This window comes from Hymenobacter volaticus (genome assembly GCF_022921055.1).
Lineage (GTDB): Bacteria > Bacteroidota > Bacteroidia > Cytophagales > Hymenobacteraceae > Hymenobacter > Hymenobacter volaticus.
In genome coordinates, this window is the sequence record NZ_CP095061.1 from 1174286 (window position 1) to 1198904 (window position 24619).

The window sequence follows — 24619 nt, forward strand, 5'->3', positions numbered from 1 at the left end:
GATCTACCTTTTTTCTGGTGTTCACTACCGGAGTAAAACTGACTTCTTTCTAATTGTACAGTCGAGCGCGCCACAACTACACATTGTTGTCAAGGCGCGGGATACTAGTACGCGAATACAATTGCCATTATTTACATAAACCCTTACGTTTTGAAACTTAAAGACAGCTTCTGGATTTTCTTTATTGTCCTGCTTTGTATCCACGCAGTTTTAGTTTTACGCATTGATTTTTTTCCGTTTGCTGACGTACCTAGCCACTTAGCAGAAGGAGTTATCTATCGGTATTACAACGAAGCTTCTAATTTATTTAATCAGTATTACACGCTGAATTATAAATTTTACCCTAACACGTTTCATTTATTCTTTTTTGCCCTGCCTATTTTTCCTGATGTAGAAATAGCCAATAAGGTATTGCATCTAATTCTTGTTATTACGTTGCCAATATTGGTATTACTTATTATTAAAGAATTAAATGGTAACAGATGGTTTGCTATAATTTCTTTTATACTCGTCTACAATTACAATTTGACTTTCGGCTTTACTGGAAATGCCATTGCGAATAATGTGGTGCTGCTAATTTTGTGGCTGTGGTTACGAGCTATTGGCAACAAGTCCAGCTACGTTAGGAACATGATTTTTATATCCTTGCTGCTGCTAGTAGTGTATTTTTCGCACGCTATGGTCGCCTTGTTCTGTATGATGATGGTTGGGTCCTTTCTGCTGTACAGGTACAGGACTAATTTCAAAGGCCTAGTTATAAACTCGTTTGTTTTGGTGCCTTTGGGCTTGTTGGTCGTCTATTGGTGGTTTGTTCTTCAAAAGTCAGCCGAGAATAGTGCCGGGTTTACTACCGAGGAAACATCAACGGGCGCGTTTATGAAAGAGTATTATAAACACGAATACTTACAGACCTTCTTGATCAGAGCTAAGTTTATAGTTGCCGATAATGCGCAATTGTTTAATGGTCCCACTGGAAAGATCGTTGCTCTTCTGCTAGCCTTTATTATCTTAGTTCCTTTTATAATAATTGCTTATAAATATTTTTTCAATAGAAATAATGCGCAACAGCAAGGCCTGTTTCCTGCTATTGACGAAAAAATGGCCTATGTATTTATATTGCTTGTTGTAAGTTGTTTTTGCTATTTTCTGTTGCCTCAGCGCATTCCTGGTCAAGAGCCCCTGTACGAGCGATTTTCTACTATTCTGCTGTTCGCTCTTATTTTTATTGCTTGTAAGGCACCGCAAGTGGATACTAGAATATTTGCGTACGCAACTATTCTGGTAGCTTTCGCGCATTTAGTACTGTGGGGTCAATACTTCTATCAGTTCGATCAGGAAAACAAGGGCTTTGCTGATGTATTGCCGAAAGACAACACCAAGAAATTATCTTATATGAATTATGATTCTTACTACCGAGGTAGAATGATATACGACCACTTTCAGAATTATTTTATAGTAAAGGATAAAGGTATTTCCACCACTAGAATAATCGATTATAGATTCGGTATGATTAGAAGGAAGGCAAGCGGCGGTTTACCTTACCAAGCGTACATGTACTATAATGAAAGCCCAAGAGAAATGATTGCAAAGTCCGATTACCTTTTGGTGAGAGGTAATATTGCTGCTAGGGACCAGAAAATCCTTGATTCCCTGAATACTTTCAGAAAAGTGAAGGATGTCAACAACTGGCATTTATTGCAGAGAGTCAATAAGTAACAAACCGCAGCGGGCCGTTTTAAAGTGAGTAATAAAAAAGACTGGCCTGATGGCTAGGGATGCGTGCCCCGGCTATCAGGCCAGTCTTTTTATTCGTGCTGCTTTGTGCTAGTTATCTGCCGAAAAGCAGATGCTTGCTTTTCTTGGCTATGCTGTACAGATGAGCAGGTAGTTTATCTATCCACTTCATGTGTATAACAGATTCGGTTAGCAGCGAGTAATTCGTTTTGTAAACGGCTCGGTGCGAGGTGGTCTTATAAATGTTGTATTGAAGCCCTACCACGGTTTCGTCGGCTACTAAGCGGTGAGGAGCCGTTGGTAGCAACGGGTTGATGGCCAGCGTATAAGCAAGCGGACCGGTTAGCCGCAGTACACCTATGCCACCGGTGCCGTGCAACCACGGCCGGTAGTTGTCGATGTTGGTAAGCACCGTTTCAAGCACCGCTTTCAGAAAAGGATGGCCAGGGGCGGCAATGATGTGCCACTGCTGATATTCACCGCCCGGCAGGTGCGCCACCTCTTTCGACATGCCAAAACCCTCGTGCGATTCGCCCGACTTGTTCCGCCAATGGGCTAAAATGTACCGATCGTCGGGCAGCAGTACCTCATCGAGGGGACGCGTACAAGTGCTTTTGATATCCAGATAAACGCCGCCGCATTTGTAAAGCAGCAGGTAACGAAACAGGTCGGCGCGAGCTGCGCCGTACCTAGGGTTTATACGCTCAAAATAGCTGAGTATAGTAGGTCCATAATTTTCTGTTATGAATTTCTTGATATCATCGTCGTCATGAAGGATGTGTTCCCAGCCAGGGTTCAGCTTTTTTAGGTTGTTGACGTTCTCCTGTAGCTCAGGCGGCAAGTTCTTCGACATAAACGTCTGATGAATCACACGGGGAATAGATGTGCCTTCATCTAGTGGCTGCAAATGGGCTTGCCTGCCAGTGTGTGAAGCAGGAGAGGAGAGAGATGGAGTCATAGTTGATTTGGTGCAATCTGATAAAGGCCAGCCAATCTTGCCTGACAACAATATTGCAAATCCTGTGCAAAGATGTGAAAGAGTAAGAAGCTAATAGACACCGGCAAAAGCATCATTTTGCTTTCTTATCCCTTTCACTGCGGCATCCATCAGCCGGCAACTGGTTAGCTGGACTGCCCTGTGCTACCTGAAACGGTAGGAGACAGCGCGAACCCAATGAGCTAAGTTGCTCGTATCCATTGTTATCGGCCTTTAACGCCAGGGTAAAGCTCTTGCACTGTGTCGCTCTGCACAAACTCCTTGGTGCGGACGTTCATTAAACTCAAACGACCCCCATAGGCAGCGCCTTGGTCAAGGTTCCAGACGTTGGCGCGTTGGACGGGAACTTTGCTTTGCGGCCAAGTAGGGGTATGACCAATAAAACACTCTTTGTATGCTGACGCCTCCAGGCTATATCGCCACAGTGTGCGCGTCCAAATCAACTCGTACGGCTCTTGCTCCGCAATTGGAATAGTCGGGTCGTAGCCGGCATGGACGTAGAGGTTGCCTGTCCTGTCTTCGAAATAGGGCAGTTGCTTGCTGAAAAAATCGTGAAAGTGCCGTTGAATCTGTTCTTTAGACCCTCGTGCGTACGCGTCGAAAGTAGCTTTGCCGCCTTGCAGGTACCAAATTTGGTTTAGCTGAGTTTTTGGCGGTTGAGTGGCCAGCCATTCGGAGGCCCACCAGTCGTGGTTGCCTTGCAACCACGTACTTCTAGGAATGGCTAGCAGCCGCTCCACGCATTGCGGGGTTTCGGGCCAGCCGTCGGCCACGTCGCCCAAGTGAATGAGGCGGTCGATGCCCGGGCGGAACGGGCTGCGCTCCAATACCTGCTCTAGCGCTCGAAAAGCGCCATGTATGTCGCCGAGTACGTAGGTTTCCATGTGCTTACTACGTGTAAACCAACGGCAAGGCAATGCAATGCGCTGAGCAGTAGGCCATGAAGTGCACCGTATGTGGCACACTACCACACTGAAGCTATGGTATCAGCGGCGGTTGCGGCCGAGAACCACTTCAACGGCTATGAACACGGTACCGAGGGCTATCAGAAACAGGCTAGAAAAATAGCCAACCCATTTCTCGCCGGTTTTGGTGAACAGATAATCGTCGCGTTTGCCACCATATACGGTGGTAGCCCTAATGGCCCCGGTCGGGCTAATAACGCCAACGGCAAATACCTGTGAACCCCTGTCGAACCCTTTGTAGGAAACCTTTTTCCTTTGTTTCTGAATGGTAGACCGCTCTATCGTGTATCCTGCCTCGATGGGTATCGTTGCGCCACCAACGTCGAGCAATAATGGGGGCGTAATCCAATCGTCTTCCACCCAAACGGCTTCTTCTTTATCAGAGTACTTCAGTTCGCTGCTCTTGATGTACGCTACCAATGTGCCGTAGCGCTGGGGCGTGGCGGGACTAATCCGCCCTTCTACCAATACGGGAGTGCCGTGAGCAAGCCCCCGAACCACTGAGGCGGGTTGCGGCTCGAGGGCGCGGATTTGGGTCAGTATGTTGTTCGAAAAGTAAGTTAGTAGCAGGAGCTGAACGCAGCCATAGGCTATAGCTAAAGCGCCAAAGAACACGAGCTTGTACTTCTTGTACACAGGCAATACTTTTTCGCACAAAAGGATAGCAGCTAGCACTACAGCGCTATGCGAGATAAGCACAGAACCGAGCCAGCTAAGTGCTAAAATAAGAGACGAATGGTACTTATTGAGTACCAGCGTCGAGCGTACTATGCAATGATTGTATTGCGTCTATAGTCGAGGTAGCACTTCCTCTGAAAAATGTATTGTTGGGCAGGAAAAGCGCTTTCACTTGTCGCCTCTTAGTGCGCTTAGCATCCGATTCTATTTTAGTTTTAGTAGCACCAAGGTGTACCTCTCAAAGCTTAGCGGCTCCCTGTGTTTGAAGCTGTGAAATAACTACTCTAATGGTACAAGCTACTTTTGCGCGCGGAGCCACGTCTGGGCGTCTTCTAGGTTATCAAAGAGGTAGATGTCCAGTTGGTCGCTGATGCGAAACTTCAGGTCTTCGATGGAAAGTTGACCGAAAATGTCCGGCGACACGACTTGGCCAATAGAGCGAAGCCCTTCCTTGATGATAAGTGGTGTCCAGACCTGCTGAATCCAGTCGTTGGCTTCTGTAAAGGTGCCAACAAGGTCGCGGTGGTCGTTGAGCAATTTGGGGCAAGGCGTTTGCCGCAGCAAGTCTAGGTACGTGAGGCCCCCGTCCATTACCGTTCCCAAAGTTTGACGGCCATACCAGCGGGCATGAATCCAGTTTTCGTCTTGGTTGTGCTCAATGGTGAGGTACACGCTTCCGTCTCCCCGCCGCAGCGAATCAATCATGTTAGGTGTGTTAGATAAAGGTCGTATGCTACCTCACGCAAAGAGGCAAGGCTACAAATAACGGTTCAGCAGTGTATTGGTTATGCCTATTCTGGGCTGGCTACGGGAACCGACAATATACAGCAGCGTCAGCAGGAGTTAGAGCTTAGCGTGAAGGCAGCAAAATGGTGCGTGCCCGAAAAAACTCGTCGGTTTTGCGGTTGAACTCATCGGCGTGTTCGTGGAGGGTAGCGTGGCCGCTGTTAGGGAGTATCCAGAGCCAGGCGCGGGGCAGATTCTGATAGATGGCCACTGTGTGCTCGGGCCGGATTACGTCTCGGTCGCCGGCAATGATGAAGACCGGAGCCTTAATGCGCGCTAACGTAGACAGCGGGATGTGCGGATGCCGCCAGTCGAGCAGAAAAACTTTCCAATCGTTTTTGCGGCTGGGGTCGGTGAAGGTTTGGGTGCGGCCTTCCCGGTAGCCACGCTTCATTTGTTGCCACAACTCCGGCATCAGGGCCGTGGAGTCGGGCCAGAGGTTGGCGCCGGTAGCGGCCAAGCGCTTCACTTTCTCGGGGTGGCGCAACGCCAGCAGCAGCGCCGTAATGCCACCGTCGCTCCACCCAAGCACGTAGGCCGAATCGAGGCGAAGGTGCGTGAGTAGGGCTGCACAGTCGTCGGCCAGCATCTCGAAGCTCAATGAATCGGCGCGGTCCACCGATTTGCCGTGCGCCCGGCTGTCCATGGCAACGACGCGGTAGCGCTTAGCGAAGTAGGGAATGGTCTTGGCGAATTCCTTGCTGCTACCACCGTTGCCGTGCAAGAGTAGCAGAGGCGGACCGGCGCCGTAGACTTCGTAGTAGAGCTTCACGCCGCGCACGGTGGCATACTTGCCGGCAACAGGGTTATTGCCATACGGTACTGCTTGCCCATGAGCTAGCTGGGTAAATAGCAGCAGCGCAACAAGTAGAAGGCGGGGCATAGTCGGGTAACCTTAAAGCGCGCACTGGCAACCAAGTACTTATGTCTCTGTCTTCCAATCAGGAGCACGCAGGAAAATACTCACTGCTTCTGAAGATACAACAAGGTTGATTGGTTGGAAGGGCCGTACTTGTCGTTGATCAGAAAATAGCCTCCTCGATAAGCAGCCAAGCCTTCCCAATTATAGGTCATATACTCCTTAGGCAATTCAAACAAAGATTTCCAGCTGATTTTGTTGCGCTTGTAGCGCACACTGATGAGCCGACAATAGTTTTGGTAGCCAGTACCTGATTGAATGAGCTTGGTGTTGGGGTCAGTGGGGGCGGTGCGATACACGCTGTCATCGGCACCACTAAAGAAGTAGTTGATGGCAGTAAAACGGTTTTTGCCTTCCTGCACCAGATCCGTCACGCGGAAAGGCAACCGCGCTATCGGTACGTATTGCGGAATATCTGGTGTAGAGGCAGTGCTAGGCAGAGAGAGGGCGTAATTGTCGTGCGCGAAGTAGTTGTACTCATAAAGCAACAGCAGGCTTTTGCGGTAGCTCGTCATGGCTTCAAACCCAGCATTGTAGATGTGTGTGCCATTGGTAAGGGTAGGCTTGGCTACTGCCACCAGATACCGGGCGTCCAGGCTAATGGTGGCTTGTGTATCATCAATTACGCCCTTAACCACGTAGCAGTACGGCGAAGGCGTTGCCGTTTCAATCGAGAAATACGCCACGTTGTCTAGCATCGTTAGTGCCTCTAGCCCTTCGTAGTGCTGGCCCGTGCTATCAATCCGAGCCCTAAGCTTATCGAGGTTCTGGATGGCGTATTTCTTATAGGCTAGCACCGCCGACTTCTGAGTTAGTTGCGCCTCGACGCTAGTCAAATCCAGGGCATACACTTTGGCTTCGGCCTGCTCTTGCAAACGACTTTCGGCCAGCAGCAACAACTGGTTGTCGCGCAGGTACAACCCGAGAATTGGTTGTTACGGTCGGCAATTTCCGGGGCAAGCTGATGGTACGGACGGTAAAAGGCGCCTTTTGAGCGTTGACAAAGCCCGATTGGAGCACCAGAGCAAGGAAAAGTAGACGTTTGAGGCAGCGCATCTAGTAGTAAGATGAAAAATGCTTGCCGGCTCGGAAGTGAAACGGCATGCAAAGGTCGTTACGCCACTGCTAACTTCAGTTGCTCAGAGTAGTGCTGGGTTGTGTTTTCAATAGCTTTATAATAGGAAACTTGCCATGCAACGTCCACTGCTTCCCGCGGCATGACAGCTTTAAGGGGAGGCCTCATTTGGCGAAGCCCAGTGACTAAAGGATGTGAAGCTATATCTAATGGAAAGTGAGTAGCTGTTCCATTAATCCCAAGCCCAGAAAGTTGACCAGTATTTAAGTTTACTTCAATGTGCCAATGATAACTGCCTCCATCCAAAATAATACTGTAGTCAGACTTCCACGTCTCATCACGCGGATACAAATCCTGTAATCTGTCGATTAATGTGTATGAATCCCAGTTGGCATTTACATAAATGATGTCCTCAATATTAGTTGTTGTATAGCCAAAGTACTGGCGTTGGTACTTATGAAGCCTTCTATGAATTACTGGCCCACTGCTTCCGCCTTGCCACACTTTTTTGTGATTATAGCTGCGTAATTTTTTTTGTAGAATACGTTCAGCTAATACGACCTGCTCTATTGTAGGAGTGAATTTTCGGACAGACTTGCTTCCGAAGTTATTTGGTATATTCTCAGGGCCAGTAAGATCGGAGGTATAACTACTGGAAAAGATAGACCCTTCGAAATTATTGCCTTTGACATAGGTTGCAAAAGCTGATACTTGAGCTGTTGAGATAATACGTTGACCGCTACTTTTATGAACTAAGCAAACGGCAATAATAATGACGCAAATAATGCTTTTCATTAAAAAGGGTATTAGAACTCAAGGCAATACTAAATAATTAAACCATTTAGCTCACGCTGCCGTGTCGCTTACTTCGTCTTCGTCGTCTACCATCACGCGGGCTAGCTTCTCGATGTTTAAGCTGCGGGCGGAGGCGTCGAAGATCTCGCGATAGGTGCCACGCTGGTCGTAGAGCTGCTCATGGGTGCCGCTTTCCACCATGCGCCCCTCCTTCATGACGTAGATGCAGTCGGAGTCCACAATTTGGGCGAGACTATGGGAGATGATGATGACGGTGCGACCCTGCTTGATGGCGTCGAGGCTGTTCTTAATTTGCTCGGTGGCAATGGCGTCGAGGGAGGCGGTGGGCTCGTCAAGGAAGATAATGGGCGGATTCTTGAGGAACAACCGCGCAATGGCAATGCGCTGCTGCTGCCCACCCGAAAGCTGCTGCGCGTCAGACTCGTACTGCCTAGGGAGCTGCATGATCTGCTCGTGCAAGTAGGCCTGCTTGGAGGCGTGTTGCACCTGCTCGAAGCTGGCGTTCATAAGGCCATAGCGGATATTCTCTTCAATAGTGCCTTTGAAGATGTGGTTTTTCTGGAGTACCAGCCCGATTTGCTGGCGCAGGGCGTGGGTATCGTAATCTGCCAGGGGCTTGCCATCGAGCAGCATTTTGCCACGGTCGGGGGCATAGAACTTGCAAAGTAAATTGATGATAGTGCTCTTGCCTGCGCCGCTCAAGCCTACTAAAGCCGTGGTTTTGCCGGCTTCAATAGTGAGGCACACGTCGTGCAACGCCTGGGTGCCGCTAGGATAAGTGAAATCGACGTTGCAAATGTCGAAGGTGCCGTGCAAGTGGATGGGTTGCAGCGAACCGGTGGGCTCCACGGCATCTTGCGCGTCGAGAATGTCGAAGAAGCCCTCGGAGTAGGTGAGGGCGTCGTTCATCTCGTCGTAGATGCGGTGCAACTGCCGGATGGGCGCCGACACGTTATTGAAGAGTAGGATGTGGAACATGATGGCGCCGATAGATATCTGCCGGTCGAGCACCAGATAGGCCGTCAGGATGATGATGAGCACCACACCCACCTGTTCGGTGAATGTCTTGAGGCCGTCGAAGAGAAAGTTGGTTTTGCGGGTCTGAAGTTGGGCTTCCTGAAGGTTTTGCTGGGCCTGCGCTTGTTTCAACTCCTCGTAGTCTTCGCGCACAAAGCTCTTAATGACCACCGCCGAGTCAATCAGATTCACTAGTCCCTGACTTTTAACTTCGCGCAAGCTCCGCAAGGCCCGGCGGGTGCCGTTCAGCTTGTCGGCCTGCCGGTAGCTGATCCAGAAGTACAGTGGCAGAATGCACACTGCTACCAAGCCCACATATACGTTGGCCGAGAACATGACTACCAGGGCCACAATGGCGTTGGCAAACAGCGGCAGAATATCGATAAAGAAATTCTGCACCAGTTTCATCAAGCTTTCCACGCCCCGGTCGATGCGGGTTTGGAGCTTGCCGGTTTGGTTGCCGTTATCGGAATAGAAACCGAGCTGGTAACTTAAAATCTTGCGCACCGCGTCCTGCGAGAGAGTGCTCGACACGTTGATGCGGATTTTCTCGCCGTAGAATTTCTGCCCGAACTGAATGAACGTGTTGACGATTTCCTTGCCGAGCAGTAGCGCGCTTACCAGCAAAAGTAAATCGGCGCCTTCTATGAGCCCTTTATTGGTATTTAGTAGTCCCTGCACTGTATCGACGGTGTAGCGCAGCACAAACGGGTTCACCTGCGCCGCCAACGACCCCACCAATGTTAGCAGCAGCGTGCCAACAACAAGAGGGCGGTAGGGTCGAACATACGGGTAGAGGCGCTTGATAATCTCCCAGAGGCTCATGCGTCGGTAGGGGCTAGATGATGGGTAGCCGGTTAGACGAGCTTCGTAGGAATGGAGTTGTTGGTTACCGCCATTTGGTTGCGTACCGTTTCAATAGGTTCCGCTCGAATGCAGCCGCAGGCTACAGTAGATTAGAGCTAGTTGCTGTTACGGTCGCACGGGTCGCACTAGACCTGATAGAAGCAATACTATCACCGAGGTCCAGTTTCTAGCCATTTCTTAGCCACACGACTGTTAACTGCGGATGGTTTGATGCTTCTCCAGCCTAGGTACTTGACAAACAGTTTAGGTGCTACACCTCCAGGAAAGCCTCAATAGCTTTCAGCGTTTCGCGAGGGTCACTTACGTGTGGGCAATGCCCGTTGACAGGCAGTGTTACGAGGGTGGCCCCGGAATAGCCGCCTGTAGATAGTCGCCTACCTCCGGTGGGGCAATGAGGTCCTGGGCGCACTGCACTAGCAAGCAAGGAGTGTGCAGATGAGGCAAATCCTGGCGGTTATCCGACAAGAAGGTAACGCGGGCAAATTGCTTGGCGATAGCAGGATCATTTTGACAGAAGCTGTGAGCTAATTCTGCCGATAATGAAGGGCGGTCAGGATTGCCCATCAGGAAAGGCGCAAAGGAATCAGCCCAGCCCACAAAATCTCGCTCCATGTACGACAGCATGGCTTCAACATCAACCCGGTCGAAACCACCATAATAATCAGACTGGTTGAGGTAGCAAGGAGAAGGGCATAGCAGCAGGAGCTGCTGAAACCGAGTCGGCTCTTCAATGGCGGCAAGCATTCCGATCATAGCGCCCACTGAGTGACCTACCAAGGTAACATCCGTAAGCCCAAGCTCCCGGCAGATAGAAAGTACATCCTGCGCGTACCCATCTAGCGTAGCGTATTTGGCAGGATCATAAGCCGACGCGTCGGATTGGCCCGCGCCTATATGATCGAAAAGCACCAAGCGGTATTGCTTGGAAAGCGGTGGTAAAATGTAGCGCCAAATGCTTTGGTCACAACCAAAGCCATTTACAAATAGAAGGGTCTGTTGTCCCTGGCCTATTACTTGAACATTATTTCTTTTGAGCACATCCATCGGTGACAGTATAGCCTGATAACACTGAATTTATTTTTTTAATGATGTTCAATATCAATTAATTTCAAAATAGGACGGTTTTTCCCTTATCGCTACTCTTTTCCTATGCTTTTACTGCCTGCCGATTCAAAATGGGATCGTGCAAGTTGATCTTGCCAAAAGATAGCAAACAGAATTCAGTAAGCTGTCTTCCGGCACCGCAACAGCTACGTTTTGGTTCAGTATAGTTCACATATAACGCAAGAATAGCTATAGCGGCTTCTATAAGTGGTGTCTACAGTGCAGCACCACTACGGCAAGAGGCTACTGTGTGGCTAGGTTAAGCAAAGTAGTTAGTAGCCATACCATCCATTCCTGAGTTTTTGCACTCTAACGCGTAAGCCGGTAGATCATCAAGGCCGCGCGCTGCACGAGTAAAGGAAACTCCTTGGTATTAAGGGTTTCGCCGGGAGCGTGGGCTCCTTTGCCCGAAGCACCTAAGCCATCGAGGCAGTCCAGATACTGCGCCACCAACGATACGTCGCCGGCGCCACGGGAGCCCGGGTCGCCGGCAGTTACGGGACCAAAGCCAAGGTCACGGCTCACTTGGTCGGCGAGGGCGGCCAGTTTCTGGTTGCCGAGGGTAGGGGCATGCCGGGCAAGTTGTCGGTGAACGATATTTCGGCGCGGGTATTGGGCAGGTTGCGCGCTACTATTTCGCGCATCTTCACCCGGGCATCTTCTTTCTGTTTTTCAGTAAGGAAGCGCAAGTCACCGGCTACGGCTACTTCCGGCGAAATGATATTGGTTTTGCCGGCTACCTCGCCGTGCGCTTTGGCCGCGTCGTATTTCACTTCCGAGCCCCCCACAATAAGACCCGGATTAAACGTCAGGTACTGTTCCTGACTTAGCTTCTCGCGAAACTCGTTCAGGATGCGGGACGCCTCGAAAATAGCGCCGTAGCCTACATTCGGCTTGAAGATGGTAGACGAGTGACCCGCTTGCCCATACGTTTTCAGCTGCCAGCTACTAGAGCCGCGCCGTGCTGTAGCCACCGAGTGCAGCCCCGCCGCCGACTCGAAGGCCAGCGCTACATCCGATTCTTTGGCTTTGGCAATGAAATCGGCGCGACTGGCTTCGCCTTCCCTTTGCGCTCTTCGTCGCCGGTGAAGTAAGCCGTGATGGTGGTATTGTCGAGCAAGCCATTTTGCTGCAACGCCTGCAAGGCCGCCAGTATCACCACGTCGCCGCCTTTCATATCGTTGAGACCTTGACCAGTGGCCGTCGAATCATTTAGCTGCGTGTATTTAGTGAAAGGCATATCCAACTCAAACACCGTATCGAGGTGCCCAATCAGGAAAAGCTTCTCGCCCTTTTTGCCTTTGCGCTGCGCCACCAAATGACCGGCCCGTTGCATGGCTGCCGGCATAGCTACCCATTCGGTTTTGAAGCCAATAGCATCAAACTCTTTACGCAGAATGGCGCCCACATCTTGCACGCCCTTCTGGTTCAGTGTGCCGCTATTAATATTGACGAGCTGTACCAGCAGCTTCTCGCTCTGCGGCATATTCTGCTTTACAGAAGCAATGATCTTCTGTTCGGTGGCGGTAAGCTTTTGAGCATTTGCAGCGAAACTGCACACTAGCGCGCAGGCAAGGGTAAGTCGTTTTCTCATGGAATTGGTCGAAGTAACTTTAAAAGAAACGTACTAGGGTTAGCAATTCTCTGTTATCCACGGTAAGTAGCCGGCTTATCAAGTCAGTAGCAGCACAGCACAATGTAAAGAAGTCTGCTATACGGGCATAAAAAAGGGGATTGAATAGCTCAACCCCCTTTTTCAGAAACTATACCCTATTGGTTAGTCCACAACGTCCCAGAAAACCTTGGACGTAAACTGATTGATACCCGCCGGGATATTTGTAGAGTTCGTACTGATTTCGGTTTGGGGGTACAGCAAACGCACTGGTAGCTTATCAGCTCGCGGCGAGCTGGATTGCAGCGAAGCCGGGAACTTAGGGAAAGCAGTTCTTCTGTACTCATTCCAGGCTTCGATACCCGTAACTGAATTCATGGCCAGGTACTTCTGGTAGATGATTTTCTCTAGTTTGCTAACCGGACGAGGATTGCCAGTTGCCGGAACACCCACACGAGTCGTAGCTGCGTCCCAGTCCACTAAGCCGTTGTTGTCATTGTCTTTATCATTGGCCGTTAGGTACTTTTTGTAGTCGGCAACGGCATTGGCCGATACATTGCTGGTTGTACCTGTGCGACTGGGAGCCGGCGCGTAGTAATACACGAACGAAGCCTGAATGCCGTTGTTGAAATCGGTTTTGGCGGCGGCGTCACCACCAGTTAGGAGGCCTCTGGATTTAGCTTCTGCCTGTAGAAAGTAGCTCTCCGCAGCGAGCATGAGGGGCGTAGGAGCATCAAACCCTTTCAAGATGCCGCCATAATCTTTCCAACGAGATATTTGGGTGCTGCCTGGAAGCGGGTTTGGGTCACCCAACACAACCCCTTTGTAGGTGTTAGCAAAAGTGCCAGTAGTTGCCAACACGTACAACTGAGATACTCGGGGATCTTTGTTGACGACGTACTGATCAATAATGTACTGTGTACCGGCTTGCCAGTTACGGTTAGTGGAAGCCCCACCAGCTGCAGTGGCCCGGTACATATTCCAAAAGGGGTTCTGCTTACCAGCGGTCTGCAAATAGCCTGGCTGCACTACTACATCTGCTATTACAAACCCACCAGTAGCCGACTGTAGCTTGGTCATTTCAGTCCGTACGTATCCATCCAGAGCCGGAACGAACGACTGGCGCAGCAAAATCCGGAGCTTGAGCGTGTTAGCAAACCTAGTCCAGTTGGCCATGGTACCACCGAATACAATGTCTTCGGAGCCTACAGCCGTGGGGTTAGTACCAGGGTCTTTGATAGCAGCTACCGCTTCATCGAGCTTTACCACCAAATCTTTGTAGATATCTTCGGCCTTGTCGTACTGCGGGGCCAGAAGAGGCGTAGACGCATCAGCCTGTAACGACTGCGAGTACGGAATGTCGCCGTACTGATCGACCAGCATCTGGTAGTTCAGCACCTTCATGATTTTAGCAATCGATGAGATGTACACCAAGCCCTGGGCGGCACCATTCTTCTCGATGTTGTCGTAATCCTTGAGGTTGTCGTAGACCGAGCCCCAGAGCCCTTGCTGATAAGTACTGCTGTAAGTGTACGTCCGCTCTTCGTTGTAGCCATTTACCGTACCCGTCTTGCCCCAATAGCCAGCAGTCCAGCTGCCGTATGTATTCAGCGTGAGGCCATAGTTGTCGGCAGTTACTTTCAGGGCCTGGGCCAGAATGGCGTTAGGGGTTGCCGACTCTAGGGTTAGGCTATTAGGATTTTGGTTGATATCAAAAAAGTCGTCGCTACAGCCGGTCGTGAGAGACACAAGCGCTAGGGCCACCAAAAATTTACTTGTATTTTTCATTGCTCTTGAATTAGAAAGTGGCCGACAAGCTAGCACCGTAGAAACGAGTCGGAGGCGTTTGGTCGGCGTTGTTGATACCAATACCGTTGCCGCTCGTGAAGCTGAATTCGGGGTCAGTGTACTGGTTTTCCTTAGGCACCCAGGTATACAGGTTGCGGCCATATAGATTGAGGGTCACACCTTTGATAAAGCCCGTGCTACCCAACAAAGAGGCTGGTAAACTGTAGTTCAACGAAACCTCCCGTAGCTTAAAGAAGTCGCCTTTCGTAACGTAGTTGGCTGCTATATTCCGGTTGTAGGAACTGTTGGCCCAGAACTCGGCACCGCCAGGCGTCAGGTTTTCAGTGTTGGCTACATAAGTGCCGTCAGGCGCCAGTATCGATGAATTTGGCATCACGAATGGCTCGCGGCCTGTAGAGGCGCTGCGGGCTGAAGCACCCGTAAAGTCCATGGTAGAGCCAATGCCATGGTACACGTAGTAGCCGGTTCGATATTCGGCTTGCGCCGCCAGGGTGATGCCCTTAAAATTGAGACTGGTATTGAAGCCATACTTGTACTTAGGCAGCGTATTACCAAAAGTGGTGAGCTGCCCCGATTGCGAAGGTACCCAGCCTTGACGCTGGTATGTAGAGCCATCAGCTGCCGTTGCGGAACCTAAGTTCAAGTAGGTTAAGATCACGCGGCCCTGATCATCACGATTGTAATCAGTTCCCTGAAGAACCGGATAGGGTTGCCCTTCAATAGCATACACTTGCGCGTTGCCACCTGATGTAAGTGGCAACTGCGTCGTTTGATCCGTGATTTTGAGAACCTTGTTGTCGTTATAGTTGTAGTTCAACCCTACTTTCCAGGTTAGACCATTTTCAGCTTCTATGGGCGTCACGTTCAGATCCAACTCCACGCCGTTGTTCTGTACCCTACCCGCATTGAGCAGATAGTTGGTAAAACCGCCCGAAGGGGCAATATTGGCATTGATGGTCTGATTAATGGAGAGTTGATAATAGTAAGTAGCCGCCAAGTTAATTCGCTGCTTCAGGAAGCTCAGCTCACTTCCTACTTCCGTGGAGTGTGTGAATTCCGGTTTCAGGTTTGGCACAATAGTTTGGTTGCTGAGAGTATAAGAGGCTGCCGACCCAAAAGGATAGCCGCTGCCCGGATTGTAAACCGGCGCGATGCTGTATGCCCCGAAGTTGTTGGCAACGCCGCCAACGTTACCACCCAAGTTTACCTGTCCTACTTTCGAGTAGCCGCCACGAAGTTTGCCATAGTCGAAGAAGGCCACCGACTTCAAGGCCGGAATAATTTCCGATAGCACCACGGAGGCATCTACGCTAGGGTAGAAGTAGGAGCGGTTTTCAGGGCTCAAAATGGAAACTTCTTCCTGGCGAGCCGAACCGTGCAGGAAGAACATGTCTTTGTAGCCCAGCGTCAGGTCGCCAAAAAAAGCCGCCTGCCGATAGCGGTACCGTCCTTGGCTAACCGATGCTTCGCCTACCCGGTTGGTGCCGACGTTGAAAATACCAGGTACCGACAGTGCATTTGCCGAAGCTGCTAGGAACTGGGAATTGTTCATCTGAACGTTGTTGCCCAGAATTCCTTTGATGGAAATGTCACCAACCTGCTTAACAATGTTGATGAATAAGTCGGAGTTAAAACGGTTTACGTAGCTATTCGCCTCGGTCACGTTGCCGGCAATGTTGCTGCGGGCATTAATGGGCCGATTGAGTGTGTAAGACGTGAAAGTGAATTGGTCTTGCCAATTCTTATTATCCTGGTTGATGTTGGTCAGACCGATTCGGTACTGTGCCGACAACCAATCGTTGATTTTGTAGCCCAGATCAATACTGCCAATCAGAGTGTTCTGGCGAATATTGCGGCGGTTGTTGTCGAGAGTGAAGTAGGGGTTGGAGTAATACTCGTTGTAGTAACCGTTAGGGTTAGCAAACTCATCGGTCCGCCAGTTTTTGTACTGGGTAACTGGAATTAGCGCCGAGGTATTGAGCAGTTGGTCGTAGATGGCGCCGGTGCTCTGGTCCACTTTAACTTGTGCAAACGAAACGTTCATGCCCGCCGAAAGCTTGTTCATCTGGCGCGACGCATTAGCACGGAACGTGTTGCGGTCGTACTGATCCATTGGCACAACTCCCTTGTTCTTCACGTTCTGATACGACACAAAGATCTTGGTGTCTTTGTCACCGCCCGAGAACGAGACATTGTTTTGCATCTGGTACCCGGTGTTGAAGAAGTCTTTACGCTCGTTCGGCCGGGCTTTGTATTCAATTTTTTGAATGTTTTTGTCTACAGTCTGGTAGCCTAGCTCCCGGATAGAACCGTCGTAACGTTCGCCGTATTGCTGGTTTTCGTAGGGCGTGTATTCCCGAATCCATTCCGAAGAGCCTGGACCAAATTCGTTCTGAAATTTCGGCCAGAAGCTGATCTGTTCTAGCTGCGACGTGTGTGAGAAAGTTACACTCGGAGTAGTGCCGCCTCTTTTCGTCGTGATAATTAGTGCCCCGTTGGTAGCCTGCGAACCATATAGAGCGGCAGCGTTTGCTCCTTTCAGAATGGTGATGTCGGCAATATCATCGGGGTTGAGCGCGGTTAATACATCCTGCGTAGTTTGTACCCCATCAATTACAACGAGAGCTTGGTTTTCACCAGTCAATGAGCGGGTACCGCGCAGAGTAATACGCACGCTCGGGTTGATACCATTGTTGACTGTTTGAATCTGCAGGCCCGAAACTTTACCAGCCAAGCCATTGGTCACGTTCGTTACACGGGCCTGATTCAGCTCCTTGGCGTCAATTGTTGAAGTAGCGTATCCAATTTCTCGTGCTTGGCGCTGAATACCTAGCGCGCCTGTTACAACTACCTCACCAAGTTGTTTGGTATCAGCGCCCAAGCCCACATCAATGACGGCGGCGTCACCGATGGGCCGCTCAATAGCTCCATACCCTATCGAGGAGAATGCAAGTATGGAAGTACCGGCTGGAACACTGATAGAATACGCGCCATCAGCATTCGTTGACACGCCAACTGAGGTGCCTTTTGCTAATACAGTAACTCCAGGAAGCCCTTGACCAGTCGCTTGATCAGTAACCTTCCCCGAAATTGCTCTGTTTTGAGCCATCCCCTGCTGCAACAGGCTGATAGTCAAAGCAGAAGTAAGAAGTAATTTTTGTCTCATTTGATTGTTTTTGGTGAGTGAAAATGGTTGTTGGAATCATGCAACTCCACAAGTATACAGATCGGTTTTATTAATTAATAATTAATAATCGATCCATTTTTTAAGAATATATAAATAAAATGCCCTTTGTATTAAGATATGTTGAATAAAAAGCTTGCATTGATGTTATATTGTTAATGGGTCTCTAGCTTTCAATATTCCTATAGATGTAGTTACATGGTTATCCCAGTGAATTTTGGTAAATGCAAGCAGTGCTGTTAAATCACAGTAAGACTAAATCGATTGCAATTCGTTGAGTCTTTCTAGAAACACCTGAATTTTTAGTGAACCCGATAATTATTGGGGTAAAGGAGCTAGTATCATCAAAATGGAAGAGCTGATACTTGAAGGTGTTTGTCTTAGATTATTGATACAGTGAGAGACTGCCACAAGTCATTGTTTCGATAGACAGTGCCGCCTGTTTCAACTAGTATTTATGAGGGTAAATTTTTTTTTTTGTTGAAGCTGCAATCCTGTTTAAAATGGGTAGAATGCACAACCCAACGCAACGAAACGGGAATTGCTGGTACTTTAGCTGCTGAAGCTTCTCTCACTAAAAACTTTCTATGAACACATTCCGACTCCTTACTCTCGCTGGAGGCCTATCCATAGCTGCTCCTGGTTTAGCCCAACAAACCGCCGAGAAGGTGGATCAAGCAGCTATTGCCAAAATCAAGGACGAGGGCATGAACCGCTCCAAGGTGATGGAAACGGCTTTCTACCTCACTGATGTGTGCGGCCCACGCCTTGCTGGTTCCGACGGCCTCAAGCGTGCTTATGACTGGACCAAGACCCGCCTTACCCAATACGGTCTGACCAATGCTAGTCTTGAGCCGTGGGGTGAGTTCGGCCGCGGATGGGACATCGAGAAGTCCTATGTAGCCATGACAGCCCCGTACTACCACACCATGATTGGCGCGCCTAAGGCCTGGACCCCAAGCACCAGTGGCAGCGTCAAGAAGCAGGTAGCGTACGTGAAGGCAATTACCGAAGCTGAACTCGATAGATACAAAGGCCAGCTTCGCGACAAAATAGTAGTCCTGGAGGTAGCTACGCCGCCGAAAGAAGGCTTCGAGCCCGACGCTAAACGCTACACCGATGAGGAACTGAAGAAAATGGCCGACGGTACCCCCGCTGCTCGCCCGGCGGCTACTGGTACTCCCGCCACTTCCGAAGCCGACCGGATGGCTACTTACCGGGCCCGTTTGGCGCTCCGCACCAAAATGACCGAAATGATGATGAGCGAAGGCGCTGCTGCCGTGCTTAGCACCCGTGGCGGCTCCCAGGGCACGTTCTTCACCTCGAACGGCGCGCCCTATGCTCCTGATGCCAAGCCGGTACTGCCTGAAATTGAAATGTCGCCCGAAGACCAATTGCGCATTATCCGGTTGGTAGAAGCGGGCATTCCGGTGGAAGTGGAAATGGAAACCAAAACCCGTTTCCAAACTCAAGACTTGAAAGGCTACAACGTCATAGCCGAAATTCCGGGCACCGATAAGAAACTGAAAAGCGAAGTGGTGATGCTCGGCGGCCACCTCGACTCTTGGCACGCGGCTACGGGCGCTACCGACAACGCCGCTGGCTGCGCCGTGATGATGGAAGCTGTTCGCATTTTGAAAGCTAGTGGTTTGAAGCCACGCCGCACCATCCGGATTGCACTGTGGAGCGCAGAAGAACAAGGCTTGTTCGGCTCGCGCAACTACGTGAAAAACCATTTCGCCGACCCCGCCACTATGAAGCTGCTGCCCGAGCACGAGAAATTAGCGGCGTACTTCAACCTCGACAACGGCGGCGGCAAAATTCGCGGTATCTATCAGCAAAGCAACGAAGCTGTGGCGCCCATCTTCACTGCTTGGCTCGCACCCTTCACCGACCTCGGGGCCACCACCGTTACGCCCCGCAACACCGGCGGCACCGACCACCTGTCTTTTGATGCTGTGGGCCTGCCCGGCTTTCAGTTCATCCAAGACCCGCTCGATTACGGTACCCGTACTCACCACACCAACCAGGACACCTACGACCGCCTCATCCCGGAAGATCTAAAGCAGGCCTCCGTGGTAGTAGCCTCGTTTGTGTACCACGCCGCTACCCGCGACCAGAAACTGCCGCGTAAGCCGCTGCCTGCTGCAACTGCTAAAGCCCAATAAGTAAGAGCCGCCCTAAAAAGCAAACGCCTCGCTGACTTCAAAAGTCGGTGGGGCGTTTTTGTTGATAGTCAATTAACAATTGCTAGTCTGGCCGCTAGCTAAATACTACTCTGCTAAGCCTAGTTTCCTCGTCACCCAATTCTTGGGAACATCTACTGTGACTTCGACTACAGGCTTATCCGTTTTGTCTTTCATCCGATCAGTTAATCGGCTTAGCCGGTCTTTTTCGCTGTTGCGGGAAAGCAGAATCTTGCCGTAGTCCCGGATGACATTAACGGCTTTCGGGAGCGTGACGCTCACTTTCACTTCCTTGTATTGTGGGTCGGGGAGGGGAGGGTCGGCCGCTCGTCGGCTCTGAGCCTGGCTGCTCACGGCCGTAAGCAGTAATAGCGCAACGAAGAGCGTAAGCAGTTTACAGATAGACATTGGACCCTGATGATGCTACAAAGATGCTTCTGCTATGAATAGGGTTGTCTAGGAGTTGGTACAAAGCTGCCACGGTTTTTCTGCGAAGCAAGCAGGCTGCTTCAACATTCCAGTGAACTAGCAATCATTAGCTCAAAGAAGCTGCTGACTGTCAGTCGGTAGCGGCTACTTCATTTGCAAGAATTTGCGCTTCATTATGTCTTGCACGGGCGTGTTGGTAATCTTGCTATCCAACCACGAAACGATATCCAAATAAAGGAAGGGCCGGTTTTCGAAGGGGTTGGCTGCAATGACAATCAGCTTCTCGCGGAGCGCGATAAAGGCCTCACGTACTTGGTGCGGCGCAATGTTGCCCACGTTGCGCAGAAACCGAAATATCTCCACTTGCATGGGCTGCTGGTCGTCCATCATACCCAAGAAGCGGTACACAGACCGGACCTGATATTCGAGGCTAGCATCTTCGCCGGCTTCGTAGTGCGCAATCAGGTTGAGGATGCGGGCGAAGCACTGCAAGTCTTCGCGCAAACTCAAATCTTTTTGTTGGATGATGAGGTTCAAATACTCAATGGCCTTTTGGTATTGGCCACTGCCAAAGTAGAGGCTGGCTATCTTATAATAGAACACCAATGTGCGGTGCATATCCAACTGCGACTTGTAGTGTTCCAGGTTGTCTAACAACTCCGGAATAATTTCCAGGCCTTCGGTGAAGCGGCCTTCCAAGAAGTAGGCGTTGATTTTATTGGTGTAAATGTACTGAAACAGCAGAATTTCGGTGTTGGGGCTGCTGCGCCGGGTTTGGTTGGCGCTAAATTCTTCCAGCGTCTTAAGCACCTCCATAAATTTGCTGTAATACAGCATATTGTACAGAGTGGCCAGTAGGTTGTGCAGGCCCTTTATATAAAGCATGGTCTGCAAATCCTTCATATGCGGGGCTTGCTCAAACAAGTCCACCCACTTTTGCGCATAGCGGTAGCAGGCCCGGAAATCCTGGTTGAGCGTGTAGTACCACACGTGCGCCTGGTAGTAGTATAGCTTCTCGAAAAAGCCGCCCTTGCTGTCTTCAAAAGGCGGTAGGTTGTCCCGAAAGAAGGCGGTAATCCGCTCGTGGTCGGCGCGGTTGCGGGCGTGACCAGCCTTTAAGTACAGCCCATAGAGGCGCAACGAGGCATTGGAAAGCGCGTGCATTTTGCCCAAATGCTCGACCGTGTCTACGGCCTCGGTAGCCAACGTTTCGGCGCGGTCTTTTATACTGCGCGTGATGTACTGGCTTTCGATGAGCTTCTCAAAATCTAGCGCCAGCAGCACGATGTGCGGCATTTCCACCTGCCGAGCGGCCACTTTCACCTTCTCCAGCATGCGTAGGCTTTGCTGGTAGAAGCCCTTGTTGTAGAGCACCCGCGCATAATCGAGCTGCTCGTGCAGTTGAATGTCGGGGTTCTGGCCAGCGTGGTAGACCCGCAGGCTGGAGAGGAGCTGCTTATAGAGGTTGGCTTTCAGGTTGGCGAGCTGCACCCGCTTGAGCGTCGGGACTTGCACGAGTATCTGCGTCTCATCATAGGTTTCTAGCGCCTCCAAGGCGTCGAAAAGTTGAAGGAACTTCAGGTCTTCGGAGGAACCTTGCCGGTTGGTAAAAAGCCGGAAATGGCGCTTTTCGGAGCGAGTAAGAGACTTTATTAACTGAAAAATGGGCTCTGTACTACGGTTGGGCATCGTAAGAAATTATTCGTTAAACTACTGGTAAATAGATAGTTAAATTCAATATAAGAGAAGTTGGAAATAGTAGAACTAGACAAAGAGCAGTTTACAAGGGGACATAGAACACGGTACTTAGATCAATAATCAACACCTCGTTCCAGTTGACAAGGCTGTTTACAAGACTATTGTAGCATGGCGCATCAGCAAATACAAATCTTTGATACTACGCTCCGCGACGGCGAACAAGTGCCGGGCTGCAAGCTAAACAGGGAAGAGAAACTTGTTATTGCCCGACAGCTAGAACTACTCGGCGTCGACGTAATTGAAGCCGGTTTCCCCGTTTCCAGCCCCGGCGACTTTGCCGCTGTGCAGGCCATAGCCGCTCAAACCCGCGAGGCTACCGTATGCGGCCTGTCCCGCGCCGTTGAAAACGACATCCGCGTAGCCGCTGAGGCGCTGCAAAAGGCCCGTTACCCCCGCATCCACACCGGCATCGGCACTTCCGACGTGCACATCCTGCACAAACTCTGCACCACCCGCGAAGACGTACTGGCGCGGGCAGTAGCCGCCGTAAAGCTCGCGAAAAGCTTCGTGGAAGATGTGGAATTCTACGCCGAAGACGCCGGCCGCACAGACAACGAGTTTTTAGCCCGCGTGTGTGAGGCGGCCATCAAGGCCGGCGCTACCGTCCTCAACATCCCCGATACCACCGGTTACTGCTTGCCGCAGGAGTACGGTGCCAAAATCAAGTTTCTCCACGAGAACGTGACGGGCATTCAGAACGTGCGCCTCTCTACGCACTGCCACAACGACTTGGGGCTGGCTACGGCCAACTCTATTGCGGGCGTAATGAACGGCGCCCGCCAGATTGAATGCACCATCAATGGGGTAGGGGAGCGGGCCGGCAATACGGCGCTTGAAGAAGTGGTGATGATTTTGCGTCAGCACCCGTACCTCAACCTTGATACCCGCATCAACACCCGCCTGCTGGCCGAAACTTCTGCCATGGTGTCGCACCTCATGACCATGCCGGTGCAGCCTAATAAGGCAATTGTAGGTTCTAATGCGTTTTCGCATTCCAGCGGCATCCACCAAGACGGCATCATTAAGCACCGCGAAACCTACGAAATTATCGACCCCAAAGAAGTGGGCGTCGCCGATTCTTCGATTGTGCTCACGGCTCGTTCGGGCCGCGCGGCGCTGGCCTATCGGCTTCAGAAAATCGGTTATGACTTCGAGAAAATCACGCTCAATAAAGCCTACGCCTGCTTCCTCCAATTAGCCGACCGCAAGCGGGAGGTGGTTGACGAGGATTTGCACGCCTTGGTAGAACAGGAAAAACTGGTAGCAGTCAACTAACATGGCCAAGTCCTTATTTGATAAAATTTGGGATGCGCACGTGGTAAAAACCGCGCCAGGCGGCTTGGATATTGTGTACATCGACCGGCACCTGATTCATGAGGTGACTAGCCCGCAGGCGTTCGACGAACTCGAAGCCCGCAACCTGCCGCTCTATCGCCCCAACCGCATTCTGGCTACCGCCGACCACAACGTTCCGACGCGCAACCAGCACCTCCCCATCGAGGAGCCGCTGTCCCGTTCGCAGGTGGATAAGCTGACCGCGAACTGCGAAAAGTACGGCGTAGAGCTGTATGGCTTGGGCCACGCCCGCCAGGGCATCGTGCACGTAATCGGGCCGGAGTTGGGTTTGACGTTGCCCGGCGCTACCATCGTGTGCGGCGACAGCCACACCTCCACGCACGGCGCGTTTGGCGCGGTGGCGTTTGGTATTGGTACTAGCCAGGTGGCGCAGGTAATGGCTACGCAGTGCTTGCTGCTGAGCCGCCCGAAGCGCATGCGTATTACTGTCGATGGCGAGTTGCGCCGCGGCGTGACGGCCAAAGACCTGATTCTCTATATTATCTCGCAGCTCGGTACCGGTGGTGCCACGGGCTATTTTGTTGAATACGCGGGTAGTGCTGTGCGCGGCCTGAGCATGGAAGGCCGGATGACGGTCTGCAACATGAGCATCGAAATGGGGGCGCGCGGCGGCCTTATTGCCCCCGATGCTACTACGTTTGCCTATGTGGAGGGCCGCGCCTACGCCCCGAAGGGAATTGTGTGGGAGCAGGCAGTAGCCTACTGGAAAACCCTGTATTCCGACGATGATACGGTGTTCGACGCCGAGCACCACTTCAACGCCCGCGACATTGCCCCGATGATTACCTACGGTACCAACCCCGGTATGGGCATTGCTTTGAACGGCAACATCCCAAGCGAGGTAGCCGCTAGCGAATCTGAGAGCTTCGATAAGTCATTGGCCTACATGGGCTTCCAGCGCGGTGAGTCGTTGTTGGGTAAGGAAATCAACTACGTGTTCATCGGCAGCTGCACCAACTCGCGCATCGAGGATTTGCGGGCGGTGGCGGCTTACGTGCAGGGCAAGCAAAAGGCCAAGCACGTAGAGGCCATCATCGTGCCGGGTTCCAAGCAGGTTGAGCAGCAAGCCATTTCAGAAGGCTTAGACAAGATTCTGGCCGAAGCTGGCTTTGAATTGCGGGAGCCTGGTTGCAGTGCTTGCCTGGCCATGAACGAGGACAAGATTCCGGCCGGTGCGTATTGCGTGGCCACGTCCAACCGCAACTTTGAAGGCCGCCAGGGGCCCGGCTCGCGCACGTTGCTGGCCTCGCCGCTGGTAGCGGCCATCACGGCTGTGCAAGGCCGCATTGTCGACATCACGCAGTACTTAAACTAAGCGCCGCCGACA

20 protein-coding genes are annotated in these 24619 nt (G+C 51.1%); 4 read left to right on the forward strand and 16 right to left on the reverse strand.

All coding sequences use genetic code 11. The annotated features are described in order from the left end of the window. The first annotated feature begins 150 nt into the window (after positions 1-150). Positions 151-1716: a hypothetical protein gene (locus MUN86_RS05150; protein ID WP_245122560.1), complete on the forward strand. Its 1566-nt coding sequence runs from the start codon at positions 151-153 to the stop codon at positions 1714-1716. Between the two features lie 112 nt (positions 1717-1828). On the opposite strand, the gene MUN86_RS05155 is transcribed toward MUN86_RS05150, so the two are convergent. The 14 genes from MUN86_RS05155 to MUN86_RS05210 form a co-directional block, all read right to left on the reverse strand. Further along, a complete protein-coding gene (locus MUN86_RS05155) occupies positions 1829-2692 on the reverse strand; it encodes a glycosyltransferase family 32 protein (protein ID WP_245122563.1) in 864 nt (287 codons plus the stop codon). A 242-nt stretch (positions 2693-2934) separates the two neighbouring features. After that, complete coding sequence (locus MUN86_RS05160; protein WP_245122566.1) at positions 2935-3615, reverse strand: metallophosphoesterase; 681 nt, start codon at positions 3613-3615, stop codon at positions 2935-2937. A 102-nt stretch (positions 3616-3717) separates the two neighbouring features. After that, the gene (locus MUN86_RS05165; protein WP_245122568.1) at positions 3718-4332 is read right to left on the reverse strand and encodes a hypothetical protein; all 615 of its coding nucleotides are present in this window, start codon (positions 4330-4332) and stop codon (positions 3718-3720) included. A gap of 339 nt (positions 4333-4671) precedes the next feature. Next, entirely contained in the window at positions 4672-5079 is a 408-nt protein-coding gene (locus MUN86_RS05170; protein ID WP_245122571.1) for a hypothetical protein, read from the reverse strand. Between the two features lie 145 nt (positions 5080-5224). Next, positions 5225-6043, reverse strand: coding sequence for an alpha/beta fold hydrolase (locus tag MUN86_RS05175; protein WP_245122574.1), 819 nt, complete (start codon positions 6041-6043; stop codon positions 5225-5227). 80 nt (positions 6044-6123) lie between these two features. After that, positions 6124-6999 (reverse strand): hypothetical protein, encoded by an 876-nt coding sequence (locus MUN86_RS05180; RefSeq protein WP_245122576.1) that lies wholly within the window; start codon positions 6997-6999, stop codon positions 6124-6126. A 194-nt stretch (positions 7000-7193) separates the two neighbouring features. Next, positions 7194-7949 carry a hypothetical protein gene (locus tag MUN86_RS05185; protein ID WP_245122578.1) on the reverse strand — a complete coding sequence of 252 codons (756 nt, stop codon included), beginning with the start codon at positions 7947-7949 and terminating at the stop codon, positions 7194-7196. Positions 7950-8000: 51 nt separating this feature from the next. Next, positions 8001-9812, reverse strand: a complete 1812-nt coding sequence (locus MUN86_RS05190) for an ABC transporter ATP-binding protein (RefSeq protein ID WP_245122581.1) — start codon at positions 9810-9812, stop codon at positions 8001-8003. A 375-nt stretch (positions 9813-10187) separates the two neighbouring features. Further along, entirely contained in the window at positions 10188-10898 is a 711-nt protein-coding gene (locus tag MUN86_RS05195; protein ID WP_311181787.1) for an alpha/beta fold hydrolase, read from the reverse strand. 369 nt (positions 10899-11267) lie between these two features. Continuing rightward, positions 11268-11483, reverse strand: a complete 216-nt coding sequence (locus MUN86_RS31635) for a hypothetical protein (protein WP_311181788.1) — start codon at positions 11481-11483, stop codon at positions 11268-11270. Further along, positions 11480-11932, reverse strand: coding sequence for a peptidase dimerization domain-containing protein (locus MUN86_RS31640; RefSeq protein ID WP_311181789.1), 453 nt, complete (start codon positions 11930-11932; stop codon positions 11480-11482). The genes MUN86_RS31635 and MUN86_RS31640 overlap by 4 nt, the downstream gene beginning before the upstream one ends. Positions 11933-11967: 35 nt before the next feature. After that, positions 11968-12552, reverse strand: a complete 585-nt coding sequence (locus MUN86_RS31645; protein WP_311181790.1) for a M20/M25/M40 family metallo-hydrolase — start codon at positions 12550-12552, stop codon at positions 11968-11970. Between the two features lie 183 nt (positions 12553-12735). Beyond that, on the reverse strand, positions 12736-14358 hold the full coding sequence (locus tag MUN86_RS05205; RefSeq protein ID WP_245122583.1) for a SusD/RagB family nutrient-binding outer membrane lipoprotein: 1623 nt from the start codon (positions 14356-14358) through the stop codon (positions 12736-12738). A gap of 10 nt (positions 14359-14368) precedes the next feature. Then, a complete protein-coding gene (locus MUN86_RS05210; protein WP_311181791.1) occupies positions 14369-17545 on the reverse strand; it encodes a SusC/RagA family TonB-linked outer membrane protein in 3177 nt (1058 codons plus the stop codon). A gap of 605 nt (positions 17546-18150) precedes the next feature. On the opposite strand from MUN86_RS05210, the gene MUN86_RS05215 reads away from it, so the two are divergent. Further along, complete coding sequence (locus MUN86_RS05215) at positions 18151-19731, forward strand: M28 family metallopeptidase (protein ID WP_245122586.1); 1581 nt, start codon at positions 18151-18153, stop codon at positions 19729-19731. Between the two features lie 105 nt (positions 19732-19836). On the opposite strand, the gene MUN86_RS05220 is transcribed toward MUN86_RS05215, so the two are convergent. Beyond that, positions 19837-20157 (reverse strand): hypothetical protein, encoded by a 321-nt coding sequence (locus MUN86_RS05220; RefSeq protein ID WP_245122589.1) that lies wholly within the window; start codon positions 20155-20157, stop codon positions 19837-19839. 165 nt (positions 20158-20322) lie between these two features. Beyond that, positions 20323-21867 (reverse strand): hypothetical protein, encoded by a 1545-nt coding sequence (locus tag MUN86_RS05225; protein WP_245122592.1) that lies wholly within the window; start codon positions 21865-21867, stop codon positions 20323-20325. Positions 21868-22044: 177 nt separating this feature from the next. Between MUN86_RS05225 and MUN86_RS05230 the strand changes: the two genes are divergently transcribed. After that, complete coding sequence (locus tag MUN86_RS05230; RefSeq protein WP_245122595.1) at positions 22045-23211, forward strand: 2-isopropylmalate synthase; 1167 nt, start codon at positions 22045-22047, stop codon at positions 23209-23211. Between the two features lies 1 nt (position 23212). Continuing rightward, on the forward strand, positions 23213-24607 hold the full coding sequence (gene leuC, locus MUN86_RS05235; protein ID WP_245122598.1) for a 3-isopropylmalate dehydratase large subunit: 1395 nt from the start codon (positions 23213-23215) through the stop codon (positions 24605-24607). Positions 24608-24619 lie beyond the last annotated feature (12 nt).

Bases quoted from the DNA above. Each gene is read 5' to 3' on its own strand.
- MUN86_RS05215 (WP_245122586.1), top strand. From the start codon at position 18,151: ATGAACACATTCCGACTCCTTACTCTCGCTGGAGGCCTATCCATAGCT.
- MUN86_RS05220 (WP_245122589.1), bottom strand. From the start codon at position 20,157: ATGTCTATCTGTAAACTGCTTACGCTCTTCGTTGCGCTATTACTGCTT.
- MUN86_RS05175 (WP_245122574.1), bottom strand. From the start codon at position 6,043: ATGCCCCGCCTTCTACTTGTTGCGCTGCTGCTATTTACCCAGCTAGCT.
- MUN86_RS05210 (WP_311181791.1), bottom strand. From the start codon at position 17,545: ATGAGACAAAAATTACTTCTTACTTCTGCTTTGACTATCAGCCTGTTG.
- MUN86_RS05195 (WP_311181787.1), bottom strand. From the start codon at position 10,898: ATGGATGTGCTCAAAAGAAATAATGTTCAAGTAATAGGCCAGGGACAA.
- MUN86_RS31645 (WP_311181790.1), bottom strand. From the start codon at position 12,552: ATGAGAAAACGACTTACCCTTGCCTGCGCGCTAGTGTGCAGTTTCGCT.
- leuC (WP_245122598.1), top strand. From the start codon at position 23,213: ATGGCCAAGTCCTTATTTGATAAAATTTGGGATGCGCACGTGGTAAAA.
- MUN86_RS05160 (WP_245122566.1), bottom strand. From the start codon at position 3,615: ATGGAAACCTACGTACTCGGCGACATACATGGCGCTTTTCGAGCGCTA.
- MUN86_RS05190 (WP_245122581.1), bottom strand. From the start codon at position 9,812: ATGAGCCTCTGGGAGATTATCAAGCGCCTCTACCCGTATGTTCGACCC.
- MUN86_RS05205 (WP_245122583.1), bottom strand. From the start codon at position 14,358: ATGAAAAATACAAGTAAATTTTTGGTGGCCCTAGCGCTTGTGTCTCTC.
- MUN86_RS05185 (WP_245122578.1), bottom strand. From the start codon at position 7,949: ATGAAAAGCATTATTTGCGTCATTATTATTGCCGTTTGCTTAGTTCAT.
- MUN86_RS05170 (WP_245122571.1), bottom strand. From the start codon at position 5,079: ATGATTGATTCGCTGCGGCGGGGAGACGGAAGCGTGTACCTCACCATT.
- MUN86_RS05230 (WP_245122595.1), top strand. From the start codon at position 22,045: ATGGCGCATCAGCAAATACAAATCTTTGATACTACGCTCCGCGACGGC.
- MUN86_RS05155 (WP_245122563.1), bottom strand. From the start codon at position 2,692: ATGACTCCATCTCTCTCCTCTCCTGCTTCACACACTGGCAGGCAAGCC.
- MUN86_RS05225 (WP_245122592.1), bottom strand. From the start codon at position 21,867: ATGCCCAACCGTAGTACAGAGCCCATTTTTCAGTTAATAAAGTCTCTT.